The organism is Peptostreptococcus equinus (assembly GCF_027125355.1).
Classification (GTDB): Bacteria; Bacillota; Clostridia; order Peptostreptococcales; family Peptostreptococcaceae; genus Peptostreptococcus; species Peptostreptococcus equinus.
This window is the reverse complement of record NZ_CP114052.1, coordinates 1,346,764-1,362,639: the sequence shown is the minus strand read 5'-3', so window position 1 is coordinate 1,362,639 and position 15,876 is coordinate 1,346,764. Positions and strand designations below refer to the sequence as shown.

Genomic DNA, 15,876 nt, shown 5'->3' with positions numbered 1-15,876 from the left:
AATATTTTATATATTGAGGTATAGAATATATATATAAATATATAGAAAAGGAGGTAAGATATGTTCATAGATAAGGCTAGAATATTTGTGAAATCTGGTAATGGTGGTAATGGTGCTGTATCATTTAGAAGAGAAAAATATGTTCCAGCAGGTGGCCCAGATGGTGGAGATGGAGGAAGAGGTTCATCTATCATTTTAGAGGCTGATAATGGCTTGAGAACGCTGATGGATTTTAAATATAAAAGAAAATATTCTGCACCAAATGGAGAAGATGGATCAAAGAAAAGAAGAGCGGGAAAAAATGGAGAAGATTTAATTCTTAAAGTGCCAGAAGGAACTATAGTGAGAGATGAAAAAACTAATCTTATTATAGCAGACCTAAAAAAACATGGAGAAAGAGCAGTTGTAGCAAAAGGCGGTTTTGGAGGTAAAGGTAACCAACATTTTGCAAATTCTATTAGACAAGCTCCTGCCTTTGCAAAATCAGGTACAGATGGTGAAGAAAAATGGATAATATTAGAACTAAAAATGATAGCAGATGTAGGGTTATTAGGATTTCCTAATGTTGGAAAATCAACATTTTTATCAGTTGTAACTTCTGCAAAACCAAAGATTGCAAATTATCATTTTACTACGATCACACCTAATTTAGGCGTGGTTAAGACTAGACATGGTGAGAGCTTTGTAATTGCAGATATACCTGGAATTATTGAAGGTGCATCTGAAGGTGTTGGATTAGGTCATGATTTTTTAAGGCATGTTGAAAGAACAAAAGTATTGATTCATATAGTAGATATTTCAGGAATAGAGGGCAGAGATCCATACGAGGATTTTGAAAAAATAAATGAAGAGCTAAAACTTTATAATGAAAGATTATCTACAAGGCCACAGTTAGTAGTAGCTAATAAATCAGATTTATTAATGGATGAAAGTGTATATGAAGATTTCAAGAATAAAATACAAGCAAAAGGATATGAGGTATTTAAGACATCTGTGGCAACAAGAGAAGGTGTACAAGCAGTAATAGATAAGGTTACGCAGATGCTAGGTGAGATTGAAGACTTCGAACTTGTAACAGAAGAAGAGATTTATAGACCAGATCTTGATGAAGAAGAAGATGAAGGTCTAAGAGTAGAAGTTGACGAAAATGGTGTATATGTAGTAAAAGGTAAGGAATTACGTAGAATTATGTATTCTGTTAATTTTGACGATATGGAATCGCTTCAATTCTTCCAAAATCAAATGGAGTCTAGAGGAGTTTTTGATATGCTTAGAGAAATGGGTATCGAAGAAGGGGATACAGTTAAAATTTATGAGTTAGAATTTGAGTTCTATGATTAATAATAAGAAAGAAATGGTGATACTATGTTAAACGGAAAAAAAAGATCATACTTAAAATCAATGGCTAATGGATTGAAGGCTACTTCACAAATTGGTAAAGAAGGTATAAGCCAAGAATTCTTGGAACAGTTAGATGATCAGTTAAAGGCTAGAGAATTAGTTAAGGTTAATATATTAGACAACGCTGGTATTGATGCAAAAGAAGCTGCAAATGCTATATGTGAAAGCATAAGAGCTGAATTTGTACAGGCTATAGGGTCAAAATTTACAATTTATAAAAAAAATAATGAAAATCCTAAGATAATTTTCCCAGGTCATGAACAAGCTAAGGCAAAGGTTAAAGAAAATTTGCCAAAGAAGAGACTTTCAAAAAAAGAAGTTAATGAACTTATTGAAAAAGCTAATAAAAAAAAGAAAAAAATAAAAAAATAGAATAAATATATAATTTTCTATTGAATTTTTTACCCTATAGTATTATTATTTACTATAGGGTAATTAAATATCCTAAAATAACGGAGGGTGTTTGTAGAACTCTTCTAATAAAAAGGAGAAAAATTAAAATGGAAAAAGTTACATTACAAGATGTACAGGAAGCGAAAGAGATAATCGCGGGGGTAGCGTTGAAAACTGATTTGTTGGAAAACGTTAGATTATCTGAAAAGACGGGGGCAAAGGTTTACTATAAGTGTGAGAACTTACAGAGAACTGGTTCATTTAAGTTAAGAGGTGCTTGCAATAAGATAGCTCATTTAACAGATGAGGAAAAGGCTTGCGGTGTTATAGCATCAAGTGCAGGTAACCATGCTCAGGGTGTTGCTTTAGGAGCTAGAAATGCAGGAATAAAGGCTACAATTTGTATGCCAGCTAATGCACCTGTATCAAAGGTTGCTGCAACTAAGAGTTATGGAGCAGAAGTTGTATTACACGGAGCAGTATATGACGATGCATATGAAAAAGCTGTTCAGGTTCAAAAGGAAACTGGAGCAACTTTCCTACATCCTTTCAATGACAAGTATGTAATTGCTGGACAGGGAACAATAGGTCTAGAAATATTTGAACAATTAGATGGAAATGTTGATACTGTATTAGTGCCAATCGGTGGTGGAGGAATCATCGCAGGTATAGCTACAGCATTAAAGGGTTTAAATCCAAACATAAAAGTTGTTGGAGTTCAAACTTGTAATGTACCTTCAATGAAGGCTTCATTCGAAAAAGGTCAGGTTACTACAGCATTTAACGATGTTACAATAGCAGATGGTATAGCAGTTAAAACTCCTGGGGATTTAACTTTTGATATCATAAAGGAAAACGTTGATTCAGTCGTAACAGTTACTGAAGAAGAAATAGCACAAGCCATATTATTCATGATGGAAAATCAAAAACTAGTATCTGAAGGAGCAGGAGCAGTTTCTACAGCGGCTATATTGTCAGGAAAATATAAGCCAGCTAAGGGAGAAAATGTTGTTTGTGTAGTATCAGGTGGAAATATAGATATAAATACACTTTATAGAATTATGAGTGTTGCGCTTAATAGACAGGGAAGAAGAGTGAACATAGTTGCTGAATTGCCAGACGTTCCAGGTTCGTTATCAAAGCTAGTTGAGATAGTGGCTAAGTGTGGTGGAAACGTTCTTACAATAACTCAAGATAAATTATCTACAGGAAAGTACTTGAAATTACAGACAGTAGAAGCTACAATAGAAACTATAGACTTTGAACAAATTGAAAAAATGAAATCAGAGTTTATAGAAAATGGAATTAAAGTAGAATTCCTATAAGATTATGGAGGATAAAGTAATGGGAGAAGTAATTTACACTAAGAATGCTCCAGCGGCAGTTGGACCATATTCACAAGCAATCAAGGCAGGGAACATATTATATTGTTCAGGCCAGATACCACTAGTACCAGAAACAGGTGTTATAGTAGATGGAGATATAAAGGCTCAGGCCACTCAGTCATTAGAAAATGTTAAAGCTGTATTAGCAGAAGCTGGTGCAAACTTTACAAATGTAGTAAAGACTACAGTATATATCGTTGATATGGCAGATTTTGGACCAGTTAATGAAGTATATGCAGAGTACTTTGGAGATCACAAACCAGCTAGATCTTGTGTAGCTGTAAAAGAGTTACCAAAGGGTGCTAAGGTTGAAGTAGAAGTATTAGCTGTTTTATAACAATAATATTTAAAAACAAAAGCTAAAAGGAAGGGTATATGCCCTTCCTTTTTTAATTAGAAATTGACAATTTATTCAGAATGTACTATACTAAATCTAGAAGGGGAGTAGCGATGCATAATTTTGCATCTGTTAGTCGTCAGTACAGTGCGTGGCACTCGGTTAATGGACAAGGTTACCTTGACAGCAAGACCTTCAAAATAAGTGCAGGAGTGTATTTATTTTGGAAGTTTTGTTGTTAAGGTTTTTTTATTCTCAAATATGGAGGTTAGCAATGGATAAAAACAAAGAAATTAACTATTACCTTATGGATTCGAATCAGGTAATAGAAGAATTTAATTCGTCACTTTCTGGTTTATCAGTAGAAGAATCAGAAAAAAGATTAAAAGAATATGGCAAAAATGAGTTAAAGGACAAAAAAGGTGATCCTACTTGGAAAATATTTTTAGAAAGTTTCAAAGATCCTATGGTTATAATCTTGATTATAGCTGCTATATTACAGATAGCTACTGGATCCCTGATGGAATCATTAATTATTTTTCTAGTACTAATTTTAAATGCAGTACTTGGTACTGTTCAAACAAAAAAGGCAGAATCATCAATAAATAGCTTAAAACAGATGTCAGTGCCGAATGCAAAAGTTATTAGATCAAATCAAAAGATAACGATTAAATCCACTGACGTAGTACCTGGTGATATAATTTTGCTTGAAGCCGGAGATTTTGTTCCTGCCGATGGAAGATTATTAGAAGCTGAATCGTTAAAGATAGTGGAAGGTATGTTGACAGGTGAGTCTGAGCCAGCTAGCAAATCAGTAGAAAAAATAGACAAAGAAGTATCTGTAGGCGATAGATCTAACATGGTATACTCTACATCAATGGTAGTAAATGGCAGAGCTACATATGTATGTACAGCTACTGGTATGGACACAGAAATTGGTAAAATTGCGGACTTACTTGAAAATACAAAAGCAAAACAGACTCCTTTACAATCAAATATAGAGTCTTTTTCAAAAAAATTAGGAATAGCAATAGTTGCAATATGTATACTAATTTTTGCTATACAGGTATTTAGAGCAAGTACACATCCTAGTGCAGTACCAATGAAGACAGTAATACTAAATTCTTTTATGTTTGCAGTTGCTATTGCAGTTGCAGCTATTCCAGAAGCTCTGTCATCTATAGTAACCATAGTCCTATCTGTTGGTACTAAGACTATGTCAAAGAAAAATTCTATAATTAGAAAATTACCTGCAGTTGAAACATTAGGTTCCACATCAATAATTTGCACAGATAAAACAGGTACACTTACAATGAATAAGATGACTGCAGTTGAATATTTTAAATATAATGGCGTAGATTCTAAATCAATAGAGGTTCAAGAGGAAGCGAAAAAAGATAATTTAGAAATTGGCTATGACTCAGAGCATATGTTAAATATAGCTGCAGCTCTATGTAATGACTCAATAATAAGCGAAGATGGCAAAGAAATAGGAGACCCTACTGAAGTTGCATTTACTGTATTTGCTGATAAAAAGGGCTATGGAACGCAAAGAGTTAGAGAAACATTTGGAAGATTGCAAGAAGTTCCATTTGATTCAGATAGAAAATTAATGTCTACTACACATAAAATAAATGGAAAAAATATTATGTTTACTAAGGGAGCACCAGATATAGTAATATCTAGATCTATAAAAGTTCTTAAAGGTGACAAAGTAGTAGAAATGACTGATGAAGCTAGACATATAATAAAGGAGCAAAATGAAGCATATTCTAATAGGGCTCTTAGAGTACTAGCATTTGGATACAAAGAAATAGATGATGGCGAAAAAATAGGAGTAGAAAGTGAAAATAACTTTATATTTATTGGTTTAATAGCGATGATTGATCCACCTAGAAAAGAAGTGATAGATGCCGTTATAAAAGCGAAGAGTGCTGGAATTAAGCCTATAATGATTACTGGTGATCACAAAACTACTGCTGTTGCAATAGGTAAGGAAATAGGGATATTTGAAGATGGTGATATATCATTTACGGGACAAGAGTTAGATAGCATAGATGATGATGAGTTAGATAAAAAACTGGAAAAATTAAGCGTATATGCTAGAGTGTCACCTCAAAATAAAATTAGAATAGTAGAAGCTTGGCAAAGAAAGAATAAAGTGACTGCAATGACAGGTGATGGTGTTAATGATGCTCCAGCTCTTAAAAATGCAGATATAGGAATAGCCATGGGAAGTGGTACTGAAGTTGCAAAAGATGCATCAGCTATGGTTTTAGTTGATGATAATTTTGCTAGTATAGTAGCTGCTGTTGAAGTGGGTAGAACAGTTTACAGTAATATCAAAAAATCTATAACCTACTTATTCTCTGGAAATCTAGGTGCTATAATATCTATATTATTTGCTGTTTTCTCAGATTGGACAAATCCATATACAGCATTGCAGCTTATATTTATCAATATGGTAAATGACTCATTGCCAGCCATAGCTCTTGGTATGGAAAAACCTGAAAAAGGTATAATGGACTTACCTCCTAGAGATAAAAACGAAGGGCTATTAGGTGGAGGAACTCTTCAAGCAATACTATCAAGAGGTATATTTGTAGGTATAGCAGCTATAGTTGCTCAATATATAGGCATGAAGTCATCTCCTCAGATGGGTGTAGCAATGGCATTTACAACATTATTGCTTGCTAGAACCCTACAGACATTTGCATGTAGATCAGATTTTAGAAATGCATTTTCACTAGGTTTTTTCTCTAATAAGTATGTAATAATAGCAGTATTAATTTGTTTAGCTTTATTAGGAATGGTATTAAGTGCTCCGATTAGAGGTATATTTGCTATACCAAGTCAATTTACCATAAATGATTTAGGAGTATCGGCATTGATAGCTTTAATTTCTGTGCTATGTATGGAATTAGTAAAATTTGTGAGATTTATAATGATAAAAAATAAAATGAAAAAATAAAAATAATTTTAAGGCCTTCAAAGACATAAACTTTGGAGGTTTTTTCTTATGTAAAGTGGGTATTTTATATTACTGAAATTATAAATATATAAAGGAGAAATAAAAAATGTTAGAATTTAGATATGATACTCAGCTTTTGATTGAAGGTAAAAACTTAGATGAGGAAAAAATAAATGATTATTTTAATAAAAATTTAAAAGGGGATTGTTTATTAGCTGTTGGTGATGAAGAACTCATAAAAATACATTTTCATACAAATGAACCTTGGGATGTTTTAGAATATTGTTCAAGCTTAGGGGAAATATATGATATTGTAATTGAAGATATGGATAGGCAGGCTAGAGGATTACAGGGGTAATTTTATTTGAGAATACAAGGATATTTTCATTTGCGAATATAAATTATATTGATTGGAAATTATTGTGTAGATTATTTGAATATAAAGCGCTTAATTCTCATTAATACCCACTATATATTATAAAAAACATAAAAGTATATTTTTAATAATATAAGCTGTAATCAAGTTGTTAAGCTTATATTATTTTTTTTATATTAATTTGGCTATATTATTTAAAGATATTAAGTTAAGTTGCTTAAATATAATACGAAAAACTTGAACAAATTGTCAATTCTATAGATATTATACTTATAAAATTCAGTAGATTTATAATAATAAATGTTGTATACTAGTATTGTAATTAAAAAATTATTTAGTTAAGAACAGGGGGTAACAGAATGAAACTCTTAACTTTTAAGGGAGGAATACATCCTCCATATGGAAAAGAGTACGCTAATAAAAAACCAATTGAGAAAGCAGCGGCTCCTGCTACTGTTTATATCCCTCTTCAGCAACATATAGGTGCACCAGCCAAGTGTATCGTAGAAGTTGGCGAAGAAGTAAAACTGGGACAAAAAATTGGTGAGGCTCAGGGATTTGTATCTTCTAACATACATTCATCAGTGTCTGGTGTAGTAAAGGCCATAGAAGTATGTGGTGTTCCTGGTGGAAGTTCTACTTGCGTGATTATTGAAAATGATTTCAAAGAAGAACTACATCCAAGTATTCAGCCTCATGGCGAAATCGAAAGCTTAAGCAAAGAAGAAATTATTGATATTGTTAAAGAAGCTGGTATCGTTGGTATGGGTGGGGCAACATTCCCTAACCACGTCAAGATAGCTCCACCACCAGATTCAAATGCAGAATTTGTAATCTTAAATGGTGCAGAATGTGAACCTTATCTAACAGCAGATGATAGACTAATGGTTGAACATCCAGAATTAGTAGTTTACGGACTTAGAGCTTTGATGAAAGCACTAGACGTAAAAAAAGGATTTATAGGAATTGAAGTTAATAAGCCAGAAGCCATAGAAAATATGGTAAAGGCAGCTGAAGCTTATCCAGAAATTGAAGTAGTTAGTTTACAGGTTAAGTATCCAGAAGGTGCTGAAAAACAGTTAATCTACGCTTGCACAGGTAGAGAAGTTCCATCAGGAGCTCTTCCAATTGCAGTTGGGGCTGTAGTTGATAACGTTGCCACAGCGGCAGCAATAGCAAAAGCTATAAAATTCGGTATGCCTCTTGTAGAAAGAATAACTACAGTTACAGGTCCTTGTATAAAAGAACCGAAGAACTTGGTGACAAAAGTTGGGACAAAATTCAATGAGATAATAGAACAATGTGGTGGTATAAAAGAAGGCGTTACAGCTAGTAAGTTAATAGCTGGTGGTCCTATGATGGGACTTGCACAGTGTACAGATGATATATCTACTAATAAAGGATCTTCAGGTATTTTGATTTTAGATGATAAAATGGCTAAGGCTCCTCAACCACAGAACTGTATTAAATGTGGTAGATGTACTGATGTATGTCCAGCATTCCTTCAGCCTTTATTCATTAGTGCTTATTCGCTAAAGAATGATTTTGAACAAGCTGAAAAGCATAGAGCTATGGATTGTATTGAGTGTGGTTCATGTTCGTTTATTTGTCCTGCAAGAAGACTTTTACTTCCTTCAATTAGACAAGCTAAGAGAGAGATTGGTGCTAAGAGAAGAAAAGCTGCTGCAGCTCAAAAGAAATAATAGTTAGGGGGAAAAATGATGAATAATAAATGGATAGTTTCTTCATCTCCACACATTAGGACAAATGAAGATACTTCATATATAATGAAGCAGGTTTTAATTGCACTTTTACCTGCTACAATTGCAGGCCTGTATTACTTTAGAGTAAGGGGTGCTATTACGATAATAGCATGTATTTTAGGTGCTGTTTTATCTGAGTTTTTATATTGTAAAATAACTAAGAAAGAATCTACTATAAATGATTTATCAGCTGTTGTAACAGGTTTACTATTAGCTTTTAACGTTCCTGCTGGTTTACCAATATGGATGTGTGTTTTTGGTGCGATTTTTTCTATTATAGTCGTTAAAATGTTGTTTGGTGGTATAGGATTTAACTTCCTAAACCCTGCTTTAGCTGGTAGAGCATTTTTACTTGCATCTTTTCCAGTAGCTATGACTACTTGGGTTAAACCAGGTGCTAATGCGGATGCTATAACAGCAGCTACACCGCTTAGCTATATGAAGTTAGGTGGAAGTGAAGGTGCTGGAAGTGCAGCAAACGCATTAAATCATTTACATCAAGCGAATATTTCTTTAAGTGATATGTTCTTAGGTAATATTGGTGGAACAATTGGTGAAACTTGTACAGTTTTATTATTAATAGGTGGAGTTTACTTGGTATACAAAGGAATAATTTCATATGTAATGCCAGTAACTTACATTGTATTAGCGACTGTATTAACTTTCTTATTTGGTGGAATGAATTTCGAATTTGCTTTATATCAAGCATGTGCTGGTGGTTTATTCCTTGGTGGTATATTCATGTTAACTGATTATACAACTTCACCAATGACAAAAAAAGGACAAATAATATATGCTTCAATAGCGGCTATATTAGCAGTATGCATTAGATTATTTGGTGGATATCCAGAAGGTGTATCTTACTCAATATTGTTTGCCAACTGTTTAGTTCCACTAATTGACAAATATGTTAATAACAGAGTATTTGGGGAGGTGCGTAAATAATGAATAGTATGGCAAAAATAGGCGGAACTTTACTTGCCTTTTCTGCAGTAGCGGCACTATTGCTAGCTGGAACAAATCAGATGACTGCACCTACAATTGAACAAAGAAATCTTGCAGCAAGTAACCAGGCTAGAATGCAGGTTCTTCCTTCAGCAAAAGAATTTAAGAAGATAGATGCTTCAAAGTATAAATCTGCTGGTGTTAGCACAGTTTCTGAGGTATATCAGGGAGATGATGGCGGATTCACTGTTAAGGCTGCTCCTGGTGGATATGGTGGTCCAGTAGAAATTACTATTGGTATAGCTAAAGATGGAAAAATAACAGGTGTAGCAATAGGAAATAATACTGAAACTCCAGGTCTAGGTGCAAAAGCCGCTGATCCAGTGTTTAATGGTCAATATAAAGGTAAAGCTGCTAAAGAAATTAAGGTTATAAAGAGCGGTACACCAAAAGATAATGAAATCAAAGCTATATCAGGTGCTACTATAACTTCAAAGGCTGTTACAAGCGGAGTAAATGAAGCCATAAAAGTATTTGATGTATTAAAATAAAAAGGAGGGTTAGATATGAGTAGTTTAGGAAAAATATTTAAAAACGGTATTATAGACGAAAACCCTACCTTTGTACAGGTAATAGGTATGTGTCCAACACTTGCCGTTACTAGTTCAGCAATAAACGGTATAGGTATGGGTCTTTCAACAGCAGTTGTTCTTGCATGTTCAAATGTTGCAATTTCATTGCTAAGAAAGGTTGTTCCTGATAAGATAAGAATACCATGTTTCGTAGTTGTTATTGCTACATTCGTTACGATAGTTCAGATGTTATTAAAGGCTTACGTGCCAGCACTTGATGCGGCTCTTGGTCTTTATATACCACTTATAGTTGTTAACTGTTTAATACTTGCTAGAGCTGAAAGTTTTGCTTGCAAAAATAAGCCAGGAGCATCTTTTGTTGATGGTTTTGGTCAAGGTCTAGGATTTACTCTTGCGCTGACAATTTTAGGTTCAGTAAGAGAAATACTTGGAGCAGGAAGTATATTTGGATTTGTTTTCTTACCAGAAACATTCAATACATTGCTGTTTATCTTGCCACCAGGTGCATTCTTAACTTTGGGATTCTTAATGGCAATATTTAATAAAGTAACAAAGAAAAAAGCGTAAAGGGGTGTAGAGATTGAAATTAATATTATTGTTCTTATCTATAGTACTTGTAAATAATGTTATTACATCACAGTTCCTTGGTATTTGTCCTTTCCTAGGAGTTTCTAAGAAAACAGATACTGCAATTGGTATGGGTGTTGCTGTTACATTCGTAATCGCTTTAGCATCAGTAATAACTTATTTTATACAAATGATACTAAATAGTTTTAATATAGGATACTTACAGACAATAGCTTTTATATTGGTTATTGCTTCTATAGTTCAGTTTGTTGAGATGGTAATTAAAAAGACATCACCTTCACTTTATCAGGCTTTGGGTGTTTTCTTACCTCTTATCACAACTAACTGTGCGGTTTTAGGTATAGCTATAGTAAATATTAACAAAGGTTATAATATAATAGAAACATTAATAAACGGCTTAGGTGCCGGAATAGGTTTCACACTTGCAATAGTTATATTTGCAGGTATTAGAGAAAGATTAGAATTAGCAGAAGTCCAGGATGCTTTTGAAGGATTCCCTATTACATTAATATCAGCAAGTTTAATGTCAATAGCCTTCTTAGGATTTACAGGATTAATCAAATTATAAGGGGGTACTAAAGAATGCTAATAGCTTATGCGGTAATTGTACTAGGTGTACTTGGTTTAATCTTTGGTATTATCCTAGATTTTGCTTCAAAGAAATTTGCTGTTGAAGTAGATGAAAAAGAAGCGGCTATTTTAGAAGTTTTACCAGGTGCCAATTGTGGTGGTTGTGGATTTCCAGGTTGTGGTGGTCTAGCAGCGGCTATAGCTGGAGGAAATGCACCAGTTAATGGATGTCCAGTAGGTGGAGCTGCAGTAGCAGCAAAAGTTGCTGAAATTATGGGTGTAGAAGCTGGTAGTGGAGATAAAATAGTAGCTAATGTAAGATGTAAAGGTACTTGTGAAGCTACTAAAACAAAATACGAGTATAGTGGAATTCAAGATTGTAGAGCAGCAGCTTCACTAATAGGTGGACCAAAAGCTTGTTCGTATGGTTGTCTAGGTTTGGGTACTTGTGTTCAGGTTTGTAAATTTGATGCCATACATGTAGTAGATGGTGTTGCTGTAGTTGATGATGAAAAATGTGTTAATTGTGGCAAATGTATAGATATTTGTCCTAAGGGATTAATTGAACGTAAACCTGCAAATAAAGAAGTAACAGTATTATGTAAGTCAAATGACTTTGGAAAGACTGTAAAAGAAAACTGTTCAGTAGGATGTATAGGATGTGGAATATGTTTCAAAGAGTGTCCGTTTGATGCTATAATTTTTGAAAATAAGCTTGCACAAATTGATTATTCTAAATGTAAGCAATGTAATAAGTGTGCTATGAAGTGTCCTACAAAAGTTATAAAACCTAAAGAAAGAAAAGTAGCGGCAAAGCCAGTTGTAGAAAATACAACTGAAAATAAATAAGTTGTAACTGAAAAATAGGCTTTTTATAAATCTTAAAAATTTTTAATAAAAACTGCGTAGATTTTTATCTACGCAGTTTTTGTTTTTACAAAATTTATTTTACGTTTATATGTCAATAAATATTATTTTGACTATAAAAATAATATTTATTGACAATATTAATATTAACAGATATAATAGTTTTATAAAATACTTTGATAATCAAAATAAATGAGGTGTTATATTTGAACAATGTTAAAGAACTTGCAAAGATAATTAAAGAAATGAACCTATCTGAATTGGAATATAAAGACGATAACTTTGAGGTGAAATTCAAAAATAATATTAGTTCGTCAGAGTTAGATTTTAACAGTAAAAAAGATACTCTATATAAAGCTAATATAAATAATGAAGAAAAAGAAGAAATACTTTGTCAATCAAACAAAAATATATATATTGAATCAAATTTGATTGGAACATTTTACTCAAAACCTAGTCCAGAAGAAAATGCTTATGTAAATAAAAATGACATAGTTAAAAAAGGTCAAGTGGTATGTATTATAGAATCTATGAAATTAATGAACGAACTTAAAGCTCCTTATGATTGTAAGATAGTAGACATACTAGTAAATGATGGAGATTTAGTTGAATTTGGAGAAAATATTTTTTTAGTTGAGGAGATTTAATATGTCAACACTTATTAAAAAAGTTCTTATTGCAAATAGAGGAGAAATAGCAGTGAGGATAATAAGGACTTTGAAAGACATGAATATAAAAACAGTGGCGATTTATTCTATTGTAGATAAAGAATCACTTCATACAAAACTAGCGGATGAAGCAATATGTATAGGTCCCAAAGATATACGAAAGAGTTATTTAAATAAAATGCAAATTATAAATGCTGCTTTAGTAACATCTTGCGATGCCATACATCCTGGTTTTGGTTTTTTATCTGAAAATGCTTCTTTTGCCAAATTATGTGAAGTGTACAATATAAAATTTATAGGTCCTACTAGTAAAGTAATAGATCTTATGGGCAATAAAAATCTATCAAAAAGTACGATGGAAAAAGCTGGTTTACCTTTAATTCCTGGATCAAAAGGTATATTAGAGTCTTTAGAAAATGCATATGATATAGCAGAAAAGATTACTTATCCAATTATTTTAAAAGCTAGATCTGGTGGCGGCGGAAAAGGAATGAGAGTAGTCCGTTGCAAAGATGATTTAGAAAAGTCATTTAATACTGCAAAAAAAGAGGCTGAAAATTCATTTGGCGATCCAGAAATATATATGGAAAAATATTTAGCCAAGACAAAACATATAGAAGTTCAAATCCTTGCAGATGAGTTTAATAATATAATTCATTTAGGAGCGAGGGACTGCTCTTTACAGATGAATCATCAAAAATTAGTGGAAGAGGCTCCTGCCTATGCAATATGTGATGATTTATTAAATAAATTATATGAGTATACAAAAAAAGCAGTAAAATATATATCCTACACAAATGCGGGTACGATTGAATATTTAGTTGATATAGAAGAACAAGAAGTTTATTTTATGGAAATGAATACTAGAATTCAAGTCGAGCATCCTGTTAGTGAAATGATAAGTGGTATAGATATTGTTAGAGAGCAGGTTAATATTGCTTCACATAAAAAACTTAACTACAAGCAAAATCAAGTTAATCTATCTGGACATGCTATAGAGTTTAGGATTAATGCATATGATTTCGATAATAATTTTTTACCTAGTGCAGGTAAAATAAATGAATTAAATTTACCTGGTGGATATGGTGTAAGAATTGATAGTGGTATATATCAAGGTTATGAAATTTTACCATTTTATGATTCAATGTTGATGAAAGTAATAGCGTATGCTAGTGATAGAAATAAGGCCATATCTACTATGAAAAGAGCTATGTCCGAGTTGATAATTGGAGGAGTGAAAACTAATAAAAAAATGTATGAAGAAATATTAGAGGACGACAATTATTTAAAAGGAAATATTGATACTTCTTATATGGAAAGTAAATATAAAAAGGGAGTTTAATATATGTTATTTAAAAGTAATAAAAAAATCAAATATACTACAGTGTCCATAAACTTAGATTCTGAGACAGTGACAAAATGTCCAGAGTGCAATTCCATACATAATAAAAATGAATTAAAGAACAATATTAAAATTTGCCCTATTTGTGGATATTATTTTAAAATGACAGCCATGGAGAGAATAGAATCCATAATTGACAAAAAAACTTTTGTAGAATATTTTAGAGAATGGAAAATAAGGGACCCATTAAATTTCCCTAATTATAAAAATATACAAAATAAATTCAAAAGTCAGACGGGTCAAGATGAAGCAGTGAGATGTGGTGTTGGAAAAATAAATGGGAAAAAAGCAGTAATAGCAGTAATGGATGCACATTTTATGATGGGCAGTATGGGAAGCACTGTAGGTGAAAAAATTACAAAATCTATAGAATTATCCTTAAAGAAAAAAATACCTTTGATAATATTTAGTGCATCAGGTGGAGCTAGAATGCAAGAAGGAATGTATTCATTAATGCAAATGGCAAAGACAAGCCAAGCACTAGCGAAACTCGATAAAGCAAAGCAGCTATTTATAAGTGTTTTGACCAATCCTACTACAGGAGGAGTAAGTGCAAGTTTTGCTAGTTTAGGAGATATAATTATAGCTGAAAATAAGGCTTTAATTGGATTTGCAGGTCCTAGAGTTATATCACAGCTGACAGCAACCACATTACCAGAAGGTTTTCAAAAGGCTGAATTTTTGTATACACACGGTTTGGTAGATATGGTGTGCAAAAGAAATGAAATGAAAGAAATATTATCTGATATATTAGAAATACACGATAATATATTAGCAAAAAAAGACAATAAAAAATTTCTAATAAATGGAAAATAACAATTAAAAATAATACAAAATTCGCTGGTAAATTTAAATAAGAACTTGGGGAGGTTTTATGAAAGCAATTCAAAAGGTTTATAAAGCGAGGGAGCCAGATAGGAAAAAAGCAAAGGAATATATAGAATATTTTTGTAATCCTTTTGTTGAGTTACATGGCGATAGACTTTTTTCAGAGGATAATACAATAATATGCGGTATAGGAAAAGTAGATCGGTATTCAGTAATGGTAATTTCTCAAGAAAAAAGTAGAAATTATGGAATGGTTAATCCTGAAGGTTATAGAAAAGTATTGCGTATGTTAAGATATGCTGAAAAATTTTCTCTACCTGTAATTACAATAGTGGATACTCCCGGAGCTGCATGTGGTATAGGGGCTGAAGAAAGAGGTCAAGCAAATGCTATAGCAAATTGTATATATGAGTTTTCAAAATTAAAAGTTCCAACTCTTTCAATAGTAATAGGAGAAGGAGGAAGTGGAGGGGCTTTAGCACTTAGTGTGACTGATCAAATTTGGATGCTTGAAAATAGTGTTTATTCTATATTGTCGCCAGAAGGGTTTGCCAGCATTCTTTGGAAGGATTCAAATTTAAAAGAAAAGGCGGCTGACTTAATGAAATTGACAAGCCAAGATATGTTAGATGCTGGCTTTATAGAAAAAATAATAAAAGAGGATGGAGGTGAGGTGTACAATATAAAAAATGAGATTATAAAATTTCTCGAAAAAAGCTATTCTCAATCTATAGAAAAAATCTTGAAAAAAAGATATGATAAGTATAGACGTATTAATGGAGGATAGCA

General features: G+C 32.6%; 16 protein-coding genes. All 16 read left to right on the top strand.

The window, feature by feature from the left end; translation table 11 throughout:
- Positions 1-60 precede the first annotated feature (60 nt).
- The 16 genes from obgE (at position 61) to O0R46_RS06695 (ending at position 15,874) form a co-directional block, all read left to right on the top strand.
- Entirely contained in the window at positions 61-1,341 is a 1,281-nt protein-coding gene (obgE, locus tag O0R46_RS06770; protein ID WP_269310978.1) for a GTPase ObgE, read from the top strand.
- 24 nt (positions 1,342-1,365) lie between these two features.
- Positions 1,366-1,773: a YhbY family RNA-binding protein gene (locus O0R46_RS06765; protein ID WP_269310977.1), complete on the top strand. Its 408-nt coding sequence runs from the start codon at positions 1,366-1,368 to the stop codon at positions 1,771-1,773.
- A gap of 128 nt (positions 1,774-1,901) precedes the next feature.
- Positions 1,902-3,119: a threonine ammonia-lyase gene (ilvA, locus tag O0R46_RS06760; protein WP_269310976.1), complete on the top strand. Its 1,218-nt coding sequence runs from the start codon at positions 1,902-1,904 to the stop codon at positions 3,117-3,119.
- A gap of 19 nt (positions 3,120-3,138) precedes the next feature.
- The gene (locus O0R46_RS06755) at positions 3,139-3,516 is read left to right on the top strand and encodes a RidA family protein (protein WP_269310975.1); all 378 of its coding nucleotides are present in this window, start codon (positions 3,139-3,141) and stop codon (positions 3,514-3,516) included.
- Positions 3,517-3,823: 307 nt separating this feature from the next.
- Positions 3,824-6,487, top strand: a complete 2,664-nt coding sequence (locus O0R46_RS06750) for a cation-translocating P-type ATPase (protein ID WP_422763629.1) — start codon at positions 3,824-3,826, stop codon at positions 6,485-6,487.
- A gap of 106 nt (positions 6,488-6,593) precedes the next feature.
- Positions 6,594-6,845 (top strand): kinase to dihydroxyacetone kinase, encoded by a 252-nt coding sequence (locus O0R46_RS06745; protein WP_269310971.1) that lies wholly within the window; start codon positions 6,594-6,596, stop codon positions 6,843-6,845.
- A gap of 377 nt (positions 6,846-7,222) precedes the next feature.
- Positions 7,223-8,566, top strand: a complete 1,344-nt coding sequence (rsxC, locus tag O0R46_RS06740; protein WP_269310970.1) for an electron transport complex subunit RsxC — start codon at positions 7,223-7,225, stop codon at positions 8,564-8,566.
- Positions 8,567-8,584: 18 nt separating this feature from the next.
- On the top strand, positions 8,585-9,571 hold the full coding sequence (locus O0R46_RS06735) for an RnfABCDGE type electron transport complex subunit D (RefSeq protein WP_269310969.1): 987 nt from the start codon (positions 8,585-8,587) through the stop codon (positions 9,569-9,571).
- Positions 9,571-10,122: an RnfABCDGE type electron transport complex subunit G gene (locus O0R46_RS06730; protein ID WP_269310968.1), complete on the top strand. Its 552-nt coding sequence runs from the start codon at positions 9,571-9,573 to the stop codon at positions 10,120-10,122. The genes O0R46_RS06735 and O0R46_RS06730 overlap by 1 nt, the downstream gene beginning before the upstream one ends.
- Before the next feature lie 15 nt (positions 10,123-10,137).
- Positions 10,138-10,731 (top strand): electron transport complex subunit RsxE, encoded by a 594-nt coding sequence (gene rsxE / locus O0R46_RS06725; protein WP_269310967.1) that lies wholly within the window; start codon positions 10,138-10,140, stop codon positions 10,729-10,731.
- 13 nt (positions 10,732-10,744) lie between these two features.
- Positions 10,745-11,320 (top strand): electron transport complex subunit RsxA, encoded by a 576-nt coding sequence (gene rsxA, locus O0R46_RS06720; RefSeq protein ID WP_269310966.1) that lies wholly within the window; start codon positions 10,745-10,747, stop codon positions 11,318-11,320.
- Positions 11,321-11,334: 14 nt separating this feature from the next.
- On the top strand, positions 11,335-12,171 hold the full coding sequence (gene rnfB / locus O0R46_RS06715) for an RnfABCDGE type electron transport complex subunit B (RefSeq protein ID WP_269310965.1): 837 nt from the start codon (positions 11,335-11,337) through the stop codon (positions 12,169-12,171).
- Between the two features lie 224 nt (positions 12,172-12,395).
- Complete coding sequence (locus tag O0R46_RS06710) at positions 12,396-12,836, top strand: acetyl-CoA carboxylase biotin carboxyl carrier protein (RefSeq protein WP_269310964.1); 441 nt, start codon at positions 12,396-12,398, stop codon at positions 12,834-12,836.
- Position 12,837: 1 nt separating this feature from the next.
- Positions 12,838-14,199, top strand: a complete 1,362-nt coding sequence (locus O0R46_RS06705) for an acetyl-CoA carboxylase biotin carboxylase subunit (RefSeq protein WP_269310963.1) — start codon at positions 12,838-12,840, stop codon at positions 14,197-14,199.
- Positions 14,200-14,202: 3 nt separating this feature from the next.
- On the top strand, positions 14,203-15,075 hold the full coding sequence (accD, locus tag O0R46_RS06700) for an acetyl-CoA carboxylase, carboxyltransferase subunit beta (protein ID WP_269310962.1): 873 nt from the start codon (positions 14,203-14,205) through the stop codon (positions 15,073-15,075).
- Between the two features lie 58 nt (positions 15,076-15,133).
- Positions 15,134-15,874 carry a carboxyl transferase domain-containing protein gene (locus O0R46_RS06695; protein WP_269310961.1) on the top strand — a complete coding sequence of 247 codons (741 nt, stop codon included), beginning with the start codon at positions 15,134-15,136 and terminating at the stop codon, positions 15,872-15,874.
- The last annotated feature ends 2 nt before the right edge of the window (positions 15,875-15,876 follow it).

Bases quoted from the DNA above. Each gene is read 5' to 3' on its own strand.
- obgE (WP_269310978.1), top strand. From the start codon at position 61: ATGTTCATAGATAAGGCTAGAATATTTGTGAAATCTGGTAATGGTGGT.
- O0R46_RS06765 (WP_269310977.1), top strand. From the start codon at position 1,366: ATGTTAAACGGAAAAAAAAGATCATACTTAAAATCAATGGCTAATGGA.
- ilvA (WP_269310976.1), top strand. From the start codon at position 1,902: ATGGAAAAAGTTACATTACAAGATGTACAGGAAGCGAAAGAGATAATC.
- O0R46_RS06755 (WP_269310975.1), top strand. From the start codon at position 3,139: ATGGGAGAAGTAATTTACACTAAGAATGCTCCAGCGGCAGTTGGACCA.
- O0R46_RS06750 (WP_422763629.1), top strand. From the start codon at position 3,824: ATGGATTCGAATCAGGTAATAGAAGAATTTAATTCGTCACTTTCTGGT.
- O0R46_RS06745 (WP_269310971.1), top strand. From the start codon at position 6,594: ATGTTAGAATTTAGATATGATACTCAGCTTTTGATTGAAGGTAAAAAC.
- rsxC (WP_269310970.1), top strand. From the start codon at position 7,223: ATGAAACTCTTAACTTTTAAGGGAGGAATACATCCTCCATATGGAAAA.
- O0R46_RS06735 (WP_269310969.1), top strand. From the start codon at position 8,585: ATGAATAATAAATGGATAGTTTCTTCATCTCCACACATTAGGACAAAT.
- O0R46_RS06730 (WP_269310968.1), top strand. From the start codon at position 9,571: ATGAATAGTATGGCAAAAATAGGCGGAACTTTACTTGCCTTTTCTGCA.
- rsxE (WP_269310967.1), top strand. From the start codon at position 10,138: ATGAGTAGTTTAGGAAAAATATTTAAAAACGGTATTATAGACGAAAAC.
- rnfB (WP_269310965.1), top strand. From the start codon at position 11,335: ATGCTAATAGCTTATGCGGTAATTGTACTAGGTGTACTTGGTTTAATC.
- O0R46_RS06705 (WP_269310963.1), top strand. From the start codon at position 12,838: ATGTCAACACTTATTAAAAAAGTTCTTATTGCAAATAGAGGAGAAATA.
- accD (WP_269310962.1), top strand. From the start codon at position 14,203: ATGTTATTTAAAAGTAATAAAAAAATCAAATATACTACAGTGTCCATA.
- O0R46_RS06695 (WP_269310961.1), top strand. From the start codon at position 15,134: ATGAAAGCAATTCAAAAGGTTTATAAAGCGAGGGAGCCAGATAGGAAA.